Annotated in this window: 21 protein-coding genes; 14 read left to right on the forward strand and 7 right to left on the reverse strand. The window is 56.8% G+C overall.

The genetic code is table 11. The annotated features are described in order from the left end of the window. Positions 1-34: 34 nt before the first annotated feature. Complete coding sequence (locus VMS83_RS06570) at positions 35-304, reverse strand: hypothetical protein (RefSeq protein ID WP_325411063.1); 270 nt, start codon at positions 302-304, stop codon at positions 35-37. 231 nt (positions 305-535) lie between these two features. Between VMS83_RS06570 and VMS83_RS06575 the strand changes: the two genes are divergently transcribed. The 4 genes from VMS83_RS06575 to VMS83_RS06590 all read left to right on the forward strand — a co-directional run bounded on the left by VMS83_RS06575 (position 536) and on the right by VMS83_RS06590 (position 4,460). Then, positions 536-907 carry an ArsR family transcriptional regulator gene (locus tag VMS83_RS06575; protein ID WP_325411065.1) on the forward strand — a complete coding sequence of 124 codons (372 nt, stop codon included), beginning with the start codon at positions 536-538 and terminating at the stop codon, positions 905-907. 203 nt (positions 908-1,110) lie between these two features. Then, the gene (gene hgcC / locus VMS83_RS06580; RefSeq protein ID WP_325411067.1) at positions 1,111-1,401 is read left to right on the forward strand and encodes an HgcAB-associated protein HgcC; all 291 of its coding nucleotides are present in this window, start codon (positions 1,111-1,113) and stop codon (positions 1,399-1,401) included. Positions 1,402-1,439: 38 nt separating this feature from the next. Then, a complete protein-coding gene (locus tag VMS83_RS06585) occupies positions 1,440-2,105 on the forward strand; it encodes a cytochrome c biogenesis CcdA family protein (protein ID WP_325411069.1) in 666 nt (221 codons plus the stop codon). A gap of 111 nt (positions 2,106-2,216) precedes the next feature. Next, positions 2,217-4,460: a PAS domain S-box protein gene (locus VMS83_RS06590; RefSeq protein WP_325411071.1), complete on the forward strand. Its 2,244-nt coding sequence runs from the start codon at positions 2,217-2,219 to the stop codon at positions 4,458-4,460. 106 nt (positions 4,461-4,566) lie between these two features. Here VMS83_RS06590 and VMS83_RS06595 read toward each other — a convergent pair whose 3' ends face one another. Together VMS83_RS06595 and VMS83_RS06600 are read right to left on the reverse strand one after the other, a co-directional pair. Further along, positions 4,567-5,337: an ABC transporter permease gene (locus VMS83_RS06595; RefSeq protein ID WP_325411073.1), complete on the reverse strand. Its 771-nt coding sequence runs from the start codon at positions 5,335-5,337 to the stop codon at positions 4,567-4,569. Beyond that, the gene (locus VMS83_RS06600; RefSeq protein ID WP_325411075.1) at positions 5,334-6,302 is read right to left on the reverse strand and encodes an ATP-binding cassette domain-containing protein; all 969 of its coding nucleotides are present in this window, start codon (positions 6,300-6,302) and stop codon (positions 5,334-5,336) included. Before VMS83_RS06600 ends, VMS83_RS06595 begins: the two co-directional genes overlap by 4 nt. Before the next feature lie 156 nt (positions 6,303-6,458). Here VMS83_RS06600 and VMS83_RS06605 point away from each other — a divergent pair, with 156 nt between their 5' ends. The 3 genes from VMS83_RS06605 to VMS83_RS06615 all read left to right on the forward strand — a co-directional run bounded on the left by VMS83_RS06605 (position 6,459) and on the right by VMS83_RS06615 (position 12,834). After that, entirely contained in the window at positions 6,459-7,097 is a 639-nt protein-coding gene (locus tag VMS83_RS06605; protein WP_325411077.1) for a DUF2284 domain-containing protein, read from the forward strand. Between the two features lie 81 nt (positions 7,098-7,178). Next, on the forward strand, positions 7,179-7,685 hold the full coding sequence (locus VMS83_RS06610) for a DUF350 domain-containing protein (protein ID WP_325411079.1): 507 nt from the start codon (positions 7,179-7,181) through the stop codon (positions 7,683-7,685). A gap of 148 nt (positions 7,686-7,833) precedes the next feature. Continuing rightward, on the forward strand, positions 7,834-12,834 hold the full coding sequence (locus tag VMS83_RS06615; RefSeq protein WP_325411081.1) for a PAS domain S-box protein: 5,001 nt from the start codon (positions 7,834-7,836) through the stop codon (positions 12,832-12,834). Between the two features lie 7 nt (positions 12,835-12,841). Here the strand turns inward: VMS83_RS06615 and VMS83_RS06620 are convergent, their stop codons facing one another. Next, the gene (locus VMS83_RS06620) at positions 12,842-13,009 is read right to left on the reverse strand and encodes a hypothetical protein (protein ID WP_325411083.1); all 168 of its coding nucleotides are present in this window, start codon (positions 13,007-13,009) and stop codon (positions 12,842-12,844) included. Between the two features lie 208 nt (positions 13,010-13,217). Here VMS83_RS06620 and VMS83_RS06625 point away from each other — a divergent pair, with 208 nt between their 5' ends. Next, complete coding sequence (locus tag VMS83_RS06625; RefSeq protein ID WP_325411085.1) at positions 13,218-13,532, forward strand: hypothetical protein; 315 nt, start codon at positions 13,218-13,220, stop codon at positions 13,530-13,532. A gap of 61 nt (positions 13,533-13,593) precedes the next feature. Here the strand turns inward: VMS83_RS06625 and VMS83_RS06630 are convergent, their stop codons facing one another. The 3 genes from VMS83_RS06630 to VMS83_RS06640 form a co-directional block, all read right to left on the reverse strand. Continuing rightward, positions 13,594-13,800, reverse strand: coding sequence for a hypothetical protein (locus VMS83_RS06630; RefSeq protein ID WP_325411086.1), 207 nt, complete (start codon positions 13,798-13,800; stop codon positions 13,594-13,596). A 93-nt stretch (positions 13,801-13,893) separates the two neighbouring features. Next, positions 13,894-14,850 (reverse strand): hypothetical protein, encoded by a 957-nt coding sequence (locus tag VMS83_RS06635; protein WP_325411088.1) that lies wholly within the window; start codon positions 14,848-14,850, stop codon positions 13,894-13,896. A 119-nt stretch (positions 14,851-14,969) separates the two neighbouring features. Then, positions 14,970-15,569 carry a hypothetical protein gene (locus tag VMS83_RS06640; protein WP_325411090.1) on the reverse strand — a complete coding sequence of 200 codons (600 nt, stop codon included), beginning with the start codon at positions 15,567-15,569 and terminating at the stop codon, positions 14,970-14,972. Between the two features lie 249 nt (positions 15,570-15,818). Between VMS83_RS06640 and VMS83_RS06645 the strand changes: the two genes are divergently transcribed. The 6 genes from VMS83_RS06645 to VMS83_RS06670 all read left to right on the forward strand — a co-directional run bounded on the left by VMS83_RS06645 (position 15,819) and on the right by VMS83_RS06670 (position 19,811). After that, positions 15,819-16,721 carry a DUF4349 domain-containing protein gene (locus VMS83_RS06645; protein ID WP_325411092.1) on the forward strand — a complete coding sequence of 301 codons (903 nt, stop codon included), beginning with the start codon at positions 15,819-15,821 and terminating at the stop codon, positions 16,719-16,721. Positions 16,722-16,881: 160 nt separating this feature from the next. Then, the gene (locus VMS83_RS06650) at positions 16,882-17,124 is read left to right on the forward strand and encodes a hypothetical protein (RefSeq protein ID WP_325411094.1); all 243 of its coding nucleotides are present in this window, start codon (positions 16,882-16,884) and stop codon (positions 17,122-17,124) included. A gap of 275 nt (positions 17,125-17,399) precedes the next feature. Beyond that, complete coding sequence (locus VMS83_RS06655) at positions 17,400-18,044, forward strand: hypothetical protein (protein WP_325411096.1); 645 nt, start codon at positions 17,400-17,402, stop codon at positions 18,042-18,044. 153 nt (positions 18,045-18,197) lie between these two features. Then, positions 18,198-18,845: a hypothetical protein gene (locus VMS83_RS06660; RefSeq protein ID WP_325411098.1), complete on the forward strand. Its 648-nt coding sequence runs from the start codon at positions 18,198-18,200 to the stop codon at positions 18,843-18,845. An 87-nt stretch (positions 18,846-18,932) separates the two neighbouring features. Further along, entirely contained in the window at positions 18,933-19,211 is a 279-nt protein-coding gene (locus VMS83_RS06665) for a hypothetical protein (RefSeq protein WP_325411100.1), read from the forward strand. A 96-nt stretch (positions 19,212-19,307) separates the two neighbouring features. After that, complete coding sequence (locus VMS83_RS06670) at positions 19,308-19,811, forward strand: GTP-binding protein (protein ID WP_325411102.1); 504 nt, start codon at positions 19,308-19,310, stop codon at positions 19,809-19,811. Positions 19,812-19,887 lie beyond the last annotated feature (76 nt).

Genomic DNA, 19,887 nt, shown 5'->3' on the forward strand with positions numbered 1-19,887 from the left:
AAAAACCCGTATCCAAAAAAAAAAGACTGCCCGGTCAGGGTGCTTCTTCGGGCTTGAGCAGGATCCGGCCCCGCGACGTCAGGCGCAGGACGATCTCGCTTGAGGATTTTCCCTCATCAAGACAGTGTTTGGAGAGGAGAATGCGGACACCGGACCGGATGCTGCTCTCGCTGCGGTCCGGGTACAACGTATTCACGATATCCCTGATATGACAGCCCTGCCTGTCGGCAACAGCCCGGAGGATATCGAGCTGAATTTCCGTGGGCACGAAAATTTCCGGAGTTTCATAGCTGATTTTTTCCATGGTTTTCCCTGCGGTTGTCCTGGTGCTTGTTTTTTAGAAAATCAAAAAGTCCCTGTGGCGGTTTTTTTGCTGCAGGGAGAATCTTCTATCTATTATTGGACGGCTGAGATGATGTAACCATGCCCCGGGGAACTGCAAAAAAATCTTCACTTATCGCTCTTTTTATCCCGTTTAGTCGTAAAACAGAATATATTGGTGTGTATTTAATATCGGGACAAGGATGGAATTTTTATGAGAACAGAGCGACTGGTGTATTTTTCAGCAGAGGAGGAAGAGTTCGCAAACCTCCTCATCGGGATCGGACTCCGGAAAAACATTGCAAAGGTCCTGGTGTTTTTGGCAAACCACCCTGAGGCGAGCTCCCGCGCCGTAGAACGGGGTGCCGATATGCGCCAGCCGGAAGTGAGCCTTGTCATGCGGGCCCTCATGGATTATGGCTGGATCTCCAGCCGCGAGACCCGGTTCGAGAGCAGGGGGCGGCCGGTCTGCATGTACAGGCTTGCAAAGCCTCTTCCCGAGATCATGGACTGTATTGAGTCAGAGAAAAGGAAGGAAGCCACTGACCGGCTTGCCATGATCCAGAGACTGCGGAGTTTTGTCTGAAGAGATCCGGACGCTTTTTGCCCGGGTGCCGGGGATACGACGGGCGGTGTGAGACTGGACGACCACGGGCGACAGCCGGATGGTGTGTCCCCGGCCCCGCCTGCCTTTTGCAAGAGAAGTCTCGCTCAGGAAATTCAGAAAATTCTGATTTATCTGATAAGGTTTAAGAACGAAGAGCGTGCAGCTCTTCCCGGGAAGGGACTATGGCTAAAAAAAAGGAGATCCATGTCACCGGCGATCTGGAAACGTCCGTGTGCAAATGCGGGCCGGATGCCGTCTGCCGGCTCGAAGCCGTCCTCTCCATTGACGAGCGGGGACAGATGGTGCTCCCCAAAGACGTCAGGGAGAAGATCGGGGCAGGGGCCGGGGAAAAGTTTGCGCTTGTCAGCTGGGGAAAGGAGGGGAAGATCTGCTGTCTTGCCCTTACCCGGGTCGAGAACCTGAATGATCCTGTTCGCGATCTCTTAGGGCCGATGATCCGCGGAGAGGACTAAGGCGCACCGGCACATTTTGCGGTGCAGGGGAATGGGACATGGCAGCATTCGATCCGTCCATCATCGGCATCTTTGTCTTCGGTCTCATTGCCGGGATCTGCCCGTGCAACAGTGTCCTGTGCCTGGGACTGATCGGGTATCTCACGAGCGGCGAGACAAAACTGTCCCTGCAAAACATCCTTATGCTGACAATCTCGTTCTGCATCGGGACCGTCCTTGTCCTCCTCCCGCTCGGGTTTATTGCCGGGTTCATCGGGAAGTACCTCCTCTTTATCAGCAGTGCAGCCGCATGGGCGATCGGCGGTGTGCTGCTCATCCTGATGGGGCTGCAGCTCCTCCATCTCTACAAGCCGCCGATACGGAGCATCTTCCGGTTTTTTAAGGTGCCGGTCTCCTACACGATCACCGGCGCGTTCCTGCTGGGCCTGTCATTCGGGGCTATCACGGTTGGCCGCGGCGCCCCGATGCTCCTTATCGTCCTGACATACATTGCCCTGTACCAGACCGCAGTCGAGGGAGTGTTTACGATGCTTGTGTACGCGGTCGGTCTCTCCATCCCGCTCATTGCCATCAGCTCGCTTGGCGGTGCCGTGGGAAAGCAGATCAAGGAGAAGGCCCGGATCAGCGGCGAGGTCTTCGACCGGGTGGTTGGTGTCCTGATCATCGCGATCGGGATCTATTTCCTGTACCTCGCGTTCGGGTAACGGGAGTGTTGGCTGCACACCCGCACGCGGGGCAACGACAGTCCCCGGGCAAGCTCCGGGGCCCAAAAGGACAAATGGATCTGCGGATTAATACTCCGTAAGGTGGGTCCCTTGGAAAAAAAGTCCATCCTGATTATTGAAAAGGATGAAGCTTCTGCGAAAAAACTCCGGGAAATGCTGGTTTCCTTCGGGTACGAGATCGCCGGTATCGCACGCACGGGAGAAGAGGCTGTCGATATCGTGGACAAGCAGGTCCCTGACCTGATTCTTTCGGCCATCAGCCTCGGCGGAAAGATGAGCGGCATTGATACGGCAAGGGACATTCTCTCGCGCCAATTTGTCCCGGTCATTTACCTCACGATGTACGCGGATCCCGACATCGTTGAGAAGGCAAAAGAGACCCGCCCGTACGGGTACCTGATCAAACCGTACGACGAACAGACAATCCGGACCGAGATCGAAATAGCGCTCTACAAATTCGGGCTCGACCGGAATTTCCAGGCCGAGCATGCCCGGCTTGCCGAGTGGGTACGGCAGCGGACCGAGGAACTCGCAAAAGCAAACGAGGAGATCAAGGTAAACGAGGCAAAATTCCGCGAGATCTTCAATGCCGCGAATGACGGGATCGAACTGCATGAAATTGATGATAACGGCCTTCCGGGAAAGTATGTGGATGCAAACGAAGTCTCCTGCAGGATGCTCGGGTATACCAAGGAAGAGCTCCTGCAGCTTTCGCCGCTGGACATATCTGCGGAGTACCACTCTATTCCTCTTACAGAGATCGGGAACCAGTTACTGGCAAAGGGTTCCGTGATCTTTGAGACCGTTCACCGGAAAAAGGATGGGGGAACGGTCCCGGTTGAAGTCAACGCCCACGTGGTTGAGATCGGCGGGAAACGGCTGGTCCTTTCGGTCATCCGCGACATCACGGAACGAAAACAGCTTTTCAACGAGGTGGTCAGGTCCCGCGACGAATGGGAGCGTACCTTTGACGCTGTCCCGGACCTGATCGCGATCATCGATGAGAACTACCAGGTCCGGCGGCTGAACAGGGCAATGGCAGATGCTTTGGGCCTTTTACCGGGGGCAGCCGCCGGCAGGCACTGTTACGAGCTTGTCCACCATGCCTCGTCTCCTCCGGTTATCTGCCCGCACACTCAGCTCCTTGCGGACCGCAGGAGCCACACGATCGATATCCATGAGGAGAACCTTCACGGGGATTACCAGCTCACGGTCTCTCCTCTCTTTGGCCAGGACGGGAAAATCACCGGCAGCGTCCATATCCTGCATGACATCACCCGGCGAAAGAAGAACGAACAGGCCCTCAGGGCCATGAGCGGGGAGCTCCAGGCCATCATCGATAATGCCCCTGCCATGATCTGGTACAAGGACACAGGGAATACGTTTATCCGGGTAAACCCCGCAGCTGCCCGGGCCTTTGGCCGGCCTCCCGACCAGATCGTGGGAAAGAACGCCCGGGATCTGTTCCCCCAAAAACTCGCCGATCAGTACTACAAGGACGATCTCGACGTAATCAGGACGGGAAAACCAAAACTCAATATTATCGAGCAGATAACCGATGCATCGGGAGAAACCCGCTGGGTGCAGACCGAGAAGTTACCCGTTTTTGGTGAAAACGGGGCCGTCACCGGCCTCCTCCTTTTTATGGTGGACATTACGGACCGTAAGATGGCCCAGGACGCCCTTGCCCTTGCCAATAAGAAACTCGGGCTCATGTCAAGTATTACCCGGCACGATATCCTCAACCAGCTCACCGCCCTGAACTCGTACATCGAGCTCTGCAGGCTGGCCTCGCCTCCGCAGGAGATTGAGGAGTATATCAGAAAGCTCGCAAAGATCTCCTCCACGATAGAACGCCACATAAAATTCACCCAGGACTACCAGACGATCGGTGTGAATGAGCCCATATGGCAGGACGTGGGAGGCTGCATTTTCCGCTCTGTTGCCGCGCTCCCCCTGGGACGTGTCCAGGTCACCACGGACATCCACGAGGTAAAGGTGCTGGCAGACCCGCTTCTGGAGAAGATCTTTTACAACCTGATTGAAAACGCCCTCCGCCATGGCGGCACAACGATGACATCGATCCATATCTATTCCGAAGAAGTGGATTCGGGATTAAAGATCATTATCGAAGACAACGGGAATGGAATTGCACCGGAAGATCATCCCCACCTGTTCACCAAGGGATTTGGCAAAAACACCGGCCTTGGTCTTTTCCTGTCGCGTGAAATCCTCGAGATCACCGGGATGAAGATCCAGGAGAACGGGACCTTTGGCAAGGGGGCAAGGTTTGAGATCTCGGTTCCAAAAGGGGTGTACAGGATAAGCACCTGATATTTCCCTGAAATACACCCGGTACCGGGATGCCTGATCCCTCAGTCTTTTTTGCCCGGCCCGCTGCCTCGGCAAAAATCAAAGTCCAAATCTCTTTTTGCACGGTTCATAACCGCATCTTCCGGAATGCATACGTCCCGATGAGGATCATGGCTGCCGAAAAGAGGCAGATAATAAGAAAATCAAGGCCGACAGCGAACTGGTGCAGCCCCACAAGGATTCCACGGATCCCGTCCACCGCGTACGTGGCCGGGTTCAGAAGAACAAACGGCATGAGCCAGCCGGGAAGATTGTCGATGGGAAAGAGCGCCCCGGAAAGGAAGAACATGGGCGTGACCAGAAAGCTGCCGATCAGCTGGAACCCTTCCGGGCTCTCCATCTGGGACCCAAGGATGAGACCGATGCTTGCAAAACCTGCGGTAATCACGAACAGGAACGCGAGCACCATGACGATTGCCGTCACCGAAAAGGGAAGTGGTTCCATGATCCCTGCCAGGGAAAAGAGATAGCCCAGTACGAGAAGGATGGCGAGCTGGATGAGGGAATCCGTGGACCCCCCCAGGACCTTGCCGATAAATATGGAGGTCCGGGACAGCGGGGAGACCAGGACCTCTTTTAAGAAATCGATTTTTTTGTCCCAGACAATATACACGCCGAAAAAGACTGCAGAGAAGAGCGAGAGCTGGACAAGGATCCCCGGGAAAAGGAAGGTGAGGAAGCTGACATTCCCAAACGAAATAACGGACCCGAACCCTCCGCCGATGATGAGCAGCCACAGGACCGGGTTTACGATGGATGCAACCAGCCGGGACCGCTCGCGCAAAAAGACCTTGAACTCCCGGTACCAGAGTGCATAGATCCCGGAGAGGTCGCTCATCTGCGTACCCCCGCCTGCATGGCCTTGGTTGCCCAGTCGCCTTCCGGCGATCCTTCCCGCATCTCCCTTCCCGTATAATGCAGGAACACGTCCTCAAGCGTCACCGGCCGGACATCTACTGATTCTACCGGGCCCGACCGGGCAAGGATCTCCTGCAGGTGCCGTCGTGCGTCCTGCACGACAAGACTGATACCGCCCGGGACCGGCACGGCCTGCGTGACAAACGCAAGATCCCTGAAGTGTTCACCGTCTCCTTTTGCCCCCTGCAGGAACACCCGGTCCCCGCCGATCTCCTGCTTGAGCCGGGCCGGAGGGCCAAGCGCTGCCACTTTCCCCCGGTCAATGATAGCGATCCGGTCGCAGAGCCGGTCTGCCTCCTCCATGTAGTGGGTGGTAAGAATAATCGTGATATTTTTCTTTTCTGCCAGGTTTTTTACGTACTCCCAGATGTGCTCCCGTGCCTGGGGGTCAAGGCCAAGGGTGGGTTCGTCAAGAAAGAGGATTCTGGGATGGTGCATCAGGCCCCGGGCCAGTTCGAGCCTCCGCCGCATTCCGCCGGAATATTTTTTCACCACGTCGTCTTTTCGCCCGGTAAGCCCGACAAGCGCAAGGACTTCGGCAATCTGTTGTTCGCGTAAGGGTGCAGGCATATCGTACAGCATGCCGTGCAGTTTGAGGTTCTCGTAGCCGGTCAGGGTCTCGTCGGAACTGGGGTCCTGGAAGACCACACCGATCGATTTTCTCACCTTGTCTGCCCGGGTAACAATATCAAAGCCGTTTACCGAGGCAGTGCCGGACGTGGGCGGGACAAGCGTGACAAGCATCATTAAGGTGGTGGTCTTTCCCGCACCATTGGGGCCCAGAAGCCCGAAGACCTCGCCCTCTTCGATCTCAAGGCTGATGCTGTCAACAGCACAAAGAGTCCCGTACTTTTTTTTCAGGTTCTGGATACTGACGGCCGGCATAGGAGGCAGGTAACTATCGCAGAGTTCGGCTCTTGGTGGGTAAATACCTGCGGATGTTTCACCACCGGGTACGAAAAAAGGTACAACCCACGCAGTGCAAACAATGCGATGGCTTTACTCCCGGTAAACGCCAAGAAGAATGGTGAGACGACAGCCATGAAACAGACAAAAGCCACGGCCGGGGACTATGCCTTCCTCGAAGAGGCCGCCCGCCGGCTCGGCGCGGCGGATGCAAAGGTGATCCCTGCATCGGAGATCGTTGTCGAGAACCGCGTGACCATGAAATGCCGGGCCGGCTGCATCGGGTACGGGAAGAAGCTCACCTGCCCGCCGCATGTGCCCACCCCGGACGAGTTCCGGCGTGTCCTGGCCGAGTACCATGCGGCCCTGCTCGTGAAGTTTGTCTCGCCGGCACAGGCAGAGCCTGACGTGATCTGCTCGATCTACAAATACTGGCTCGACCCTGCGGCCCCTGCCGACAGGAAAGCACAGGCGGAAAAGTTCTGGAAGGACCATTTCAACGGCACCGGCGCCTTTGCCCCGATGATGCTTGAGCTCGAACGGATCGCTTTTAACGCCGGCAACCCGTTCGCGCTCGCGTTTGTGAACGGCTCGTGCCGGCTCTGCGAGACCTGTAACGTGAAGGGCGGTATCTGCATCCACCCGACGCAGGCCCGGATCCCCGAGCACGCGGTGGGTGTCAACATGGTTGCGACCGCAGAAAAGGCGGGCATGCCGATCGCGTTTCCCGTCAAAGGGCATCCCGAGCTCATGGCGCTCCTCTTGATCGACTGACCGGGCTGCCGGGAAAAAGACCTGAACTTATTTACCCGGGCAACGAGAGTGTACCGTACAGGAAACAAGGGTGACCGGCACATGATGATCATCGTTCCAGCAGTTATCGGGGTGGTCCGGCTTGCGGTAGCCATCCTCTTTTCCGTGGTCGCACTGTATGCAGGGCTCTCTACCTTCAACCACCTCACCGGGGGGTTCGATGCGCCGGGCGAACTCCGGAAGGGGAACTGTGCTGTCGGGGTTTTGATCTTTTCGGTCTTTCTTGGCATCTCGCTTCCCGTCTATGCCGGTGTCCAGGCAATCCTCTCCGGGCTTTTTGCCATTGCAGCCGAAGGCGTGCTGACCCCCGATGGGATCCTGCACCTCGCACTCGTCCTTGTCCTCCTGCTGGTAACCATCGTCCTTGCCATTGGCTCGGTTTATTTTGCCATGTACCTTGTGGCGCAGGTGAGCCCCACGATGGACGTGCTCCGCGAGATCAAGTACGGCAATACGGCGGTGGCTGTCGGGGTGGCAGGGGTCATCCTCGCGGTCTGCATCGTGGTCCAGCTGGGCGTCACCAGTCTCTTCCCGGCAGTCCTCTCGTAACCTGCAGGAACACCCGGGATCCCAAAGGGAGCCGGTGGGCCGGAAGGCCGGCAGGAGCCCATGTTTTTCCCTTGTACGAACGGGAGAGGTCACAATCAAAAGATATTTTGCCCCACAGGCGTACGACTTTCCATACCGGGCTGATCGTGTGCCTCCGCCCCTCTCCGTGCTGTATGTCGACGACGAAGCAGGCCTTCTCGAGATAGCACAGCTCTTTTTGGAACGGGACGGGGAATTTACCGTCACAACCGTACTGTCGGCAAAAGAAGCGCTCGCCTCCTCCGGGATCCCTGCCTACGACGCCATTGTTGCCGACTACCAGATGCCCGAAATGGACGGCATCGCCCTCTTAAAAGAGGTGCGCAGGCAGTACGGCGATATCCCGTTCATCCTCTTTACCGGCCGGGGCCGCGAGGAGGTGGTGATCGAGGCGATCAACAACGGTGTTGATTTCTATCTCCAGAAAGGTGGAGACCCCGTTGCCCAGTTCGCCGAGCTCGCGCACAAGATCCGGGTGGCGGTCAAGCGCAGGAAGGCTGAGGGTGCAAGGCGCGAGAGCGAGGAGAAGTACCGGACCCTTTTTGAGACTACAGGAACAGCCATGGTCCTCATCGAGGAGGATACGACACTCTCCCTGGTCAACAACGAATTTTTGCAGAAAACCGGCTATTCCCGGGAAGAGGTCGAGAACCGGAAGAAGTGGACCGAGTTCGTGGTAAAAGAGGACCTGGACCGGATGCTCTCCCAGCATGCACTCCGGAGAACGGACCACGACAAGGCACTAACGCACTACGAGTTTGGCCTGCTCACCAAATCCGGCGCTGTCCGGGACATCCACCTCACCATCGATACCATCCCCGGTACAAAAAAAAGCGTTGCATCCCTCCTCGACATCACGGATCGCAAGAGAGCAGAGGAAGCCCTGCGGGAAAGCGAAGCGAAATTCCGGTCAATCGTGGAGACCTCCCCCAATATCATCTGGGAAATTGATGTGAGGGGAACGACGGTATACATCAGTCCCGGGATCCGGGAGATTGTGGGATTTTCCCCGGAGGAGATCATTGGCAGGTCGTTTATGGAGATGCTCCCCCCCTCCCAAAAAGAGGCTGCCGTACAGATGTTCAAGAACATCCTTGTCACGGGGAAACCTCCGGTCTCATTCGAGATCCCGGTCGCCAATAGCAACGGGCAGATGAGGATCATCGAGATCCGCCCGTTTGTCATGAGAGGCAATGACGGAAAGATTACCGGCCTGCGGGGGGTAGCGATCGATATCACCGGCCATAAGGAGGCAGAGGAGAAGCTCCGCGAGAGCGAGCGGATGGTCCGGGCCATCTTTGACTCCACGTTCCAGTTCACCGGCATCGTCTCCCCGGAGGGGATCCTCCTTGACGCCAATCGCACGGCACTGGATTTTGTCGGGGTATCTCTTTCGGCGGTGGTAAACCGTCCCTTCTGGGATGGCCCATGGTGGAATGACGACAAAGAGAAGGTTGAGCGGCTCAGGCAGGCGATCCATGATGCAGCCGGGGGTGCGTTCGTGCGGTACGAAGCGGGATTCCGGGGAGCCAACGGTTCCCGGGTCTTCACCGATTTCTCCCTAAAGCCGGTCCGTTCTTCCGATGGTACGGTCCGGATGCTCGTTGCCGAAGCGCGTGATATCACCGAACGCGTCCTTGCCGAAGAGGCCCGCAAAAAGAGCGAAGAGCAGTTTTCCCTCCTTTTTGATCATATGAACGAGGGCGTGGCCCTCCACGAGATCATCACCGGCCCGGACGGGAAACCGGCAGATTACCGGATCCTCGCCACCAACCGGATCTATGAGTGCCACACCGGCCTTTCCCGGTCTGCGGTGGTGGGAAAGACCGCAAGTGAAGCCTATGGCACCAGGGAGCCGCCCTACCTCGACGTCTATGGCCGGGTCGCAATCACCGGCACACCCGAGGTCTTCGAGGCCTATTTTGCGCCCCTGAAAAAACACTTCCGGATCTCTGTCTACTCCCCGGGAAAAAACCAGTTTGCCACGGTCTTTTTTGATATCACCGCAAGCAAAGAGGCACAAGAAGCGCTCCTTGCAAAGACCCGCGAAATGGATACGTTCTTCCAGACCAGCCGGGATCTCTTCTGCATCGCCGATACGGACGGGTACTTCCGGCGCCTTAACCCGGAATGGGAGAAGACGCTCGGGTATCCGGTAGCCGAGCTGGAAGGAAAGAGGTTCCTCGATTATGTCCACCCGGATGACCGTACCGCCACGCTGGCAGCTCTTGCCGATCTGAGTGGACAGAGACCGGTTATCAACTTCACAAACCGGTTCCGCGCGATGGATGGGACCTACCGCTGGATTGAATGGAGATCGGTACCGCAGGGCAACCTGATCTATGCCGCCGCCCGGGACATTACTCACCACTATCTTGACGAACATTATTCTGCCGGGCTCGGTGTGCTCAAGCGTGATCTTCTCCTTGCCGCCCCCACCGAAAAGAAACTGAAACGTATCACGGACTGCTGTGTCAGCCTTTTTGGCGCGGATTTTGCCCGGATCTGGATGACAAGGCCCGGGGACCTCTGCGAAAAGGGATGCATCCATGCAGGAGTGAGCACGGGATCGGGTGCCTGCCGGGACCATGCGAGCTGCCTCCACCTTGTGGTCAGCTCCGGGAGGTACATGCACACGGACGGGAGCCACCGCAGGATGCCATTCGGGGCGTATAAGATCGGGAGAATTGGAAGCGGGGACGAGGAACGCATCGTCACCAACGATGTGATCCACGACCCCCGGATCCATGACCGGGCCTGGGCAGAATCCCTCGGGCTTGTCTCGTTTGCCGGGTTCCGGATCCTTTCCCCTGCGGGAAAACCGGTCGGTGTCCTCGCGTTCTTTTCCCGGCAGCCGGTGCTTCCGGAGATGATCGCGTATCTCGACGATCTTACACTAACCGCATCCCACGTGATCCAGACGGCGCTGGCAGAAGAGGCGTTGCAGGAGAGCGAACAGAGCTACCGGTCTATCATCGAGAATATGCAGGAGATGTTCTACCGGGCCGACCTGGCAGGAAACCTGACACTGGTCAGCCCGGCCGGTGCCCGGCTTGTAGGCTATGACAGCCCGGACCAGATGATCGGGAAAAACATTGCCGATTACTGGGTACACCCGGCGGGGCGCAAAAAGTTTGTTGAGATCCTTGAGCGGGACGGTTCCGTCCTGGGGTATCCTGCAACGGTCAGGGACCGGTATGGTTCGGTGCATTATCTCAGCACGAGCTGCCATCTCTATAGAGACAAAAACGGCACGGTCCTTGGCATCGAGGGCGTGGCCCACGACATCACCGCCCTCAGGGAGGCTGAAGAAGCGCTGCAGGCTGCCCGGGAAAAATACTCCACGATCTTCCGGGACGCCCCGGATGCCATCACCATCAGTGAACTGGAGACCGGGGTGTTCATCGAGGTCAACGATGCAGCAACACGGATCTTCGGGTACTCGCGGGATGAGCTGGTCGGGCACAATGCCGTTGACCTTGGCATCTGGCAGAGCAGGGAGCAGCGGGAAGCCTTCATCTCCCGGCTGCAGAAGGAAAGGCGCGTTGAGCAGTACGAATCTGTCGAGCGGCGCAAGTCCGGGGAATTGTTCTATGCCCACACCAATGCCGATATTATCACCATCGGGGACCGCAGGTGTTTCCTCGCCATCATCCGGGATGTGACCCGGGAAAAACAAGTCGAGGAGGCACTGAAAAAAGGCCGTGACGAGCTGGAAACCCGGGTACAGGAGCGGACTGCAGCCCTCGCGGAGAGCGAGGAGCGGCTCCGGCTGAAACTGGATTCGGTCCTGTCCCCTCAGAGCAGCATCAACGGGCTGGAACTGGCAAACATCCTCGATATCCCGGAAATCCAGTCCCTGATGGAGGACTTCTCGAACCTCACCGGCATGGGAACGGCGATCCTGGACCTGAAAGGAAACATCCTCGAATCCTCCGGCTGGCAGGAGATCTGCACAAGGTTCCACCGCGCAAACGAGAAGACCGCAGCCTTTTGCCGGGAGAGCGATACGGCCCTCACCCGGGGGGAGATCCCACCCGGCCAGTACGTGATGTACAAGTGCAAAAACGGCCTCTGGGACATCGCAACACCCATCTATCTCGGGACAAAACACGCCGGCAATGTCTACATCGGGCAGTTCTTCCTGGCGGACGAGACCGTAGACAGGGACGCTTTTGGTGCCCGGGCAGAGGAGTGCGGCTTTGACCGCGACGCATACCTCGCCGCCCTGTCCCGTGTATCCCGGTTTACCCGGGAGCAGGTCGGGGTTTTCATGGATTATATGGTCCGGTTTACCGGCCTCATCTCCCGGCTGAGTTATTCCAACCTGAAACTTGCGCAGGCCATGACCCGGCAGGAACAGGCGGCCGAAGAACTCAGGAATTTATCCGAAGACCTGGACAAGCGCGTGGTCGCCCGGACCGCCGAACTGAGCCTGACCCAGGATGCCTACCGGAGGGCAAACCAGAAACTGAATCTTTTGACGAGTATCACCCGCCATGATATCACAAACCAGCTGATTATCCTCCAGGGATACCTGGAACTCTCCCAAACGTCGGGAGGCAACCCGCAAACTGCAGCGGAGTTCCTGCAGAAAAGCAACAGGGCAATTGAGACCATCCGGCACCAGATCGAGTTTACCCGGGTATACCAGGACCTGGGGACCCAGGCTCCCGCGTGGCAGGACGTGGAGGACAGTGTCCGGCAGGCAGCCCGAGAACTCGATCTCTCCCGGATCAGCCTGGATATTCCGGGCATGCACGGGGTGGAGATCTTTGCCGATCCCATGCTCCATAAGGTGTTCTTCAACCTCTTTGACAATGCCCTGCGGTACGGGGGCGAAAAGATGACGCAGATCCGGGTAACTGTTCAGGAGTCCGGTGACGTGCTCCTGATTGCCTGCGAGGATGACGGGAACGGGATCGATGCCGACGAAAAGGAGAGGATCTTCGAACGCGGGTACGGGAAAAACACCGGCCTTGGCCTCTTTTTAGTACGGCAGATCCTCGGGATCACCGGGATGATGATTACGGAAACCGGGTCACCGGGAACGGGGGCCCGGTTTGAGATTACTGTACCAAAAGCGGCGTACCGGTATTCAAAATCATAAGGGAAAATTATGCTTTTTGGCGGGCGATGCCAAACAGCATCACCATACCAACGATTATTGTTGCCACCCCGGCAATGCTTACGATAATGCCGATAGCAAGGGGAATTGAGGATTGAAAAAGGAGTTCTCCGGCAATGAGCACGGCTCCAATGAGCATCGCCACGACAGGGGTCATGACCGGTTCGGTTATACGAATCTCTCCTGTACCATGTGTAGCTGATTAATATTTTTAGCAGTTTCCATTTTGTTTTTACGGTCCCGCGACCCGGTGTACCATCCCGATAGTGCACCAAGACTCACTCAAAAGGTCATTTCCAATGTCCGGAGAAAATCCCTCATGTCCCGCCATTTCTTGCAGGGGCTGGACGAATCAGCTGTTTCTCTTGCAGAACCTCCGCCATCCTCCCAATTTATACGGGAATGCCGGGCAATGTTCAGGTACTACGGACGGGATCCGCCTGACACCTATCACGCCCACCACGCTTCTTGAGTATTCCGGTGCCGGCCTCGGTATCCTGGGGTGGCTGGGTGTCCGGCAGGTTGGTTCCCTTGGAGCCCAGGAGATCGGGTTTATCGTCTGGATCATAAGCGGCCTTGTCCTGATTGTATGGGGATACCACACGAAGGCCCGGGCGATCATGGTGATCAACGTGGTCAACGTGATCATGGCCGCATCAGCACTCGTGGCCCTTACGTGAACCGGGAAGCGATGACCCCATCGTGCCGTATCTGCCCGAAAAAAGTGAGTGATCGTCCGCCTCAGGTAACGAGAATCAGGTACATGCAGATGACGGCCAGCACAAGGAGGGCGATCATGAAGATCTCGCGGTACCAGATGAGCTTCTTGTTCTTTGCCGTTTCCGGCTCGGTACGCTCGAGCAGTTCTGCCATGATTGCATAACCCACCCCGGCCCCTAACAGGAAGACAAAGAGCGTGTGGCCGAAGAGGTTTTCCAGGCTTGCCATACAGACACGTCTGCGGGGAACAGTATTAACCGTTCATATTCCGGCCCCGGCCTCCCGGGGCAGCTGGGCGCACGGTACCGGTAAAATAAGATGTTATCCCAGGGGTACCAGTTCGGCGCCCGGGTAACGATATGATGTGATCACATGAGTGGCGGGATTAATCGTAAACGGGACCGACCAGACCCGGTACGACGCTGTCCCGTCTGTCCCGTCAGCCGCCATGTCATACGTGAAGGGGACTGTCGGGTAACTGTCTATCCTTGCCGAGCCGGTGCCGTCCGGGTACAGCGTTATCGTGCCGGTATGGGGGGAGTCCTGGAGTGTCCAGGTCTCAGGTAAAGCCATTCCCACGATCACCGAATTCGTACCCGGCGGATAATAGATTTTGGAACCGGTATTCACGGTACTGACATCAAGCGAACCATCGGGTTCAATTCCGGTGATCGTTGCCGAATAGGTCTCCTGTGGCCACAGGGAGTTCCACACAGAATAGTCGGGTATGTGTAAGACCTGCCCGGCGGTGGTGATCACTTCATAATTGCCGTTGTTGACGGTAGCCGACAGGACCGTAAACCCAACGGTCATGGGATAAGGAGATACCTGCAATCCTCCCGGGAACGCGGAAACGGTAGCGGGTGAGGACGAGGCACGACTGACTGTCCCGGCATCCAGTGCGCCGTTTGCCTCAATCCCGGTGATAGTCGCGGCGTAGGTGTCCTGTGGCAACAATGAGTTCCATGTCGCAAAGTCGGGCACATAGAGGATACTCCCGGTCGTTGTCTCGACCTGGTAATGCCCGTTCGCGGAGGTGGTTGACAGGACCGTAAATTCCATGTCATAGGGGTACTGTTGTACCGGTGATGCCACGGTCGACGCGGAATCTGTGGCAGATGCAACTGCAGGAGCAGTGGTTAGTTCTGCTGCTTCATTGAGGCAGTAATTCACGAAACCCATCCCGATCCAGCATCCGATGATTGCGATGCCTGCGACAGCAAAGAAGTAGAGCACTCCTTTCTTTATGGTATCTGTTTCTATGACGAGCTGGGACATACATTATCCAGATAATGCTGATATATTCTTCTGACGATCCGGTCTTCGCAGGCCCGGGGAAAACCAGTGTCCGGGTATACCCGGGCCTGCGGTCCGGTTTTATTCTGGAAACTGACGAGTTACACCCTGTTCCAGTTTGGCGGTTGTCCGTTTATCACCCGTTGTCCGGTAACCTGGTTTGATGCAACCTGGGTCGTTCTTAACCCGTCGTACCGGTAGTACATTCCCGAGTAGTAATAGTACCATGGGTAAGAGACCGGATACGTTACCGGGGGATAATAGATCCGGTAGATCAGGTTTACTGCACTGGCATCCAGTGCCCCATTCACTTCAACTCCGGTGATCGTTGCAGAATAGGTGTTCTGCGGGTAACAGGAATTCCACGAAGAGAAGTCTGATATGTACAGGGTTTGCCCGGCGGTTGTGAACACGGTATAGTGTCCGTTTGCGATGGTGGTCGACAGGACCGTAAATTCGATGATATACGGGTACTGTTGTACCGGTGATGCCACCGTGGAGGTAGAAGCAGTAACAGGAGCAATCACCGGAGCCGTAACCGGTGTACTCGCAGAAGCTACCGCCTGCTGTACTTCCTCGCTGATGTAATGGTCTACGATACCCATCCCGATCCAGCATCCGATGATTGCGATGCCCACGATCGCAAAGAAGTAGAGTACTCCTTTTTTGATCGAATCCGTTTCTATAACGACTTGTGACATCGATGTTCCCCTCACGTTACATCTAGTACAAGCTGGTTGTTACATGGATGGTCGGATATATTCCCAAGATCGTTTGGGTTGTTTGATTGAACCGCCAGGTTAGTACAATGAAAAAATGCCGGAAGGGAGGGTGCCCCCACGTAAACAAATCTCGCCCAAATCTCCCGGATTGCCGGAAATCCCCGGATAACTACAGGAATTTTCGCAGTCATCGCCGTGTATTTATATCCGGGGCTGCGACAGGATGGTATGCAGAAAAAGACCCTTGCTATCCTTGCCGTGTGTATCGTCGCCCTTGTTGCGATCGCCGGCGCTTTCGTTTTCTTTGGCGGTAGTTCCCCGCAATACACGGACCATAAAGGGGGCCCGGCAGTCCTCTCGTACGGGGATGCCCAGTCCTGGTCGTCAGCCCGGGCAGACTCGTCGCTTGTCGCGTACGCCCCGGTGCCGACCGCGGCCCCCACCTCTGTCGGGGGAGAGGGCCAGAGCGTTGACACCAAGATCATCCGGACCGCGGATGTCACGCTCGAGGTTCCCAATGTTACGAGCGCAGCAGCGGCCGTAGCCGCGATCGGCACGGGCTCCGGGGGCTATGTCTCAACTACGAATATCGGCACAGACTACTCCGGCCAGCCGTACGGGACGGTCGTGATCCGGATTCCTGCGGCGAAATTTGATGCTGCACTCTCGGGCGTGCAGGGCCTTGGAACTACCAAATCCATCTCCACGCAGGGCCAGGACGTGACCGAGGAGTACGTGGACGTGCAGGCCCAGATCACGGCCTACCAGAACCAGCTCGCCCAGTACAACCTGATCCTGAAGAATGCCACAAAGGTCGAGGACGTGCTGGCCGTCCAGCAGCAGATCGACGAGGTGCAGACCAATCTTGACCGCGTCACCGGGCGCATGAAATATCTCAACAGCCAGGTGGACTACTCGACCATCACCGTCTCCCTGCAGGAACCGGCACCGGTCGGGGGAACGCAGGGCCATGACTTTGTGTCCGCCATCAACCAGGGCATTGCCGGATTCTTTGGCGTGATCGACGCGATCATCATCTTTGTCATTTCTGTCCTGCCACTCGTGATCCTCGGCTGCGTCGTATATGCCGGTTACCGGTTCTGGAAGGGCAGGCAGCACGGACAGCCGTAACGCCGGAAACGGGCACAAAACTCTCCTCTTTTTTCCCGGTCCACCTCGCCAACCAGCCTGTAATCAGGATCACACCTATTTTATAATACAGAATAAAATATTTTAAAAACGGGAACGGGAGTGATTCTCCCGTCTCACGTCCAATGAAAGGTGTGTTTCTGTGGAAGTCGGGCCCGCAACAAGTGTAGGAACAGAGGTGTATGTCGACCCCGACCTGTGCCACCGGTCCCATCACTGCCATACAAAACACCGGTGCGTGGACCTCTGTTCCATGGGTGTCTTTGTTTCGGTCAAAGGAGACGGGGTGTATCCCGAGAAGAGCCAGCTCTGCTGCATGTGTTTTTTGTGTCATGAATTCTGCCCGTCACACGCGATCACCGTGCGCTGGACGCTCCGGGCATAATCATCCATAACGGGACCGGCCGTTTTGCCGGTGATAAGATCTTTTCAGGAAGGCAGGGACCGGGTACCGGCCCTCCACAACCGTGTATTGAGATCCCGTGGCAATGCATTCCCTGCTCCCACTCTATCCCCTCTGATCCATCCTCTAACCTGCAGGTTCAGCATACTTACCCCAACTATTTGTCAAATATATATGACATTCAGCCGCACGATTGGTTGCACGCCCCAACACGGGGCACACGCACACAAAAGAGAGGGAAAACAATGAAAACCCGCATGCCTGTCATATCCTGCATCTGCGCCGTGCTTCTCGTTGCACTGGTGCTCCCCGTCTATGCCGACGACTCCACGCAGGTAACTGTAACGCCCAATGCAACCGTCACTGCCGCCCCGGCCTTTGACCCCTTCGGGTCGCTCGCGACTATCATCGGCCTGCGCCACGATGACCAGAACCTCACGCAGGACATCCACGCAGACAACCAGGAGATCCACTCAAACTGGTGGGACAGCCTGAATATCTTCCAGAACATTCTCGGCAACCGTGCCACCGTCCGTTCCGACCAGGAAGCAGATCTCACCAACCGCTCGGATAATATCGGGTACCGTGAACAGATCCACACCGACCAGCAGGACATAAAGAGCGGCTCCGGTAACCAGACCGACGAACAGCAGCAGATTGCCGCAGACCGCGCCGACATCCACCAGGACTGGCAGGGCAATGCCGCCACGCACCAGGATATCCGAAACGAGCGCAACGCAAGCCAGCAGGACTGGTCGCAGATCGATGCAAACCGGCAGCAGGACATCACGGTCCGGGAGACGAATGAAGCAGATCGCGAACAGATCCAGGACAACCGCCAGCAGATCCGCGATGACCGCGGGAACGGCGATTCGTCCAGTGGATCCTCCGGCTCATCCTAACTTTTTCCTGCGACCCGATACCAGCCACTTCAGGAAACGGGACAAAACCTGAGTCCTGATGTCAGACCTTTATTCCGGGGGGAAAAAACTCCCGCGTATTTCCCCTGAGATCAAAGCATAATGGTTATCGCTTCCTGACCGAATCAGGAATGTATGAAAGTAATCTCCCTTTTCATGCTCCTTGCCGCCTGTATCCTGGTGGTTCTCGCGGCCGGGTGCACAACTACCTCCACACCGGCAGCCACGGTCACACCGACCCCGGAGGTCATCTATGTCACGGTCACCGTTACCCCAACCGCGACTACAACGAACTGCTACTGGAACCCCCAGACGATGTCCTGCTCCGACAAACCGTTTGCCGCGCCAACAGCAACTGCGGCAGTGACAACTGCAACCACGGCTGCCCCTGACCCCATCCTTCACCGGTGGATCCGGCAGTATGGCGACGGGAACGGGTACGAGTTCCGGTTCTATCCCGATGGCACCGCGATCTACAAACAGGGACCGATCATCACCGTGAACCAGAATCTCAAGATACCCTCACCGGTAACTTCGGGCTCGGGAAGCTGGTCGAAGATGGGCAGCACGGATTACCAGGTCAGGATATGGTACCCGGGGGACAGCGGGGCTCCCGATATCATCCGGGACTACACGATTGTTCCGCAGTACGCAACAATCCCCCTGCACCTGGTGAGCAGCTACGAGCAGGCCGATGTTGATACGGCCACTGCAAACGGCACCATCCATTCTTTCTCAACCGATGTCTTTTACCTGGAACAGGCCCCGCAGGACGCTGAATAACCAACCTTTTTTTCGCGATAACTGCGAATATTTTCGAAATCAAGACAATGATTATCTTCTTTTTTGTGCCATATCAGGGTGATACCGATGCGCCACGACCGTATTGTATTCCTCATCCTCTCCGTTGCGTTTGTCGCTGTGCTGGCAGGTGCTGCCGGCTGCGTGAATGCATCAGCCCCGAATACCTCTCCCGCCTTTCCTCCGTCCGGTGATAATATCACCAGTACCCCGGCCCCGTCCAATGCAACCCTGACCGTGCCGGTCCCCCGGCCGGCTACGATCTGCCACTGCCCCATGATACCCGCAGGAGTACCGGCAACTCCCGTGACGCCATACCCTGACGACGGCCTTTGCCATTGCCCGTAAGCGAAGATGGCATAACGAAAAAGGTGACGGGGGCATACCCGGTTCCCGGAATATCTGACCGAAACGGTAAACACGCCTGCCGCCCACCCTACCATGATGGCAGAGGAGAAGTATAAGATCGTGGTCTTCGGTGCGTTCGGGGCCGGGAAGACCACGCTGATCCAGACGCTCGACCCGCAGGCAAAGCATATCGAGGCAGAGTGTGCCGGGGGCACGACCACGATTGCACTCGATTACGGCCGGGTCCAGATCGGGGACAAACGGGTGTACCTTTACGGCACCCCGGGGCAGGAGCGCTTCGAGTTCGCCCGGGAGATCATCGGAAAGGGCATGGACGGCGCGATCCTGCTCGTGGATGCAACCAGCCCGGTCGACGAGTTCGTGGAGCACCTCCATACCGCAATTACCGGGGAGAAGATCCCGTTTGTGGTCTTTATCAACAAATGTGACGCGGTTGGTGCCCGGCCAGGACCGGTACAGGCGCATTTTACCGGGGCAGGGACAAAAATCGTCTCCGCAAAAGACCGGCGCAGGGCACGGGAAGAGCTTGAAGGGTTTATCGGTACGCTCCGGCCCCATCAGGCAGAAAAAAAGATCTAGAAAAGAGCGTCAGCGGCGCTTCTTTTTTGCATTGCATCCCGGTTTTTCTGGATGCAGGGGCACGAACTTTGTGCCC

Origin of the sequence: Methanoregula sp. (assembly GCF_035543475.1) — an archaeon.
In the GTDB taxonomy this organism is placed as follows: domain Archaea; phylum Halobacteriota; class Methanomicrobia; order Methanomicrobiales; family Methanospirillaceae; genus Methanoregula.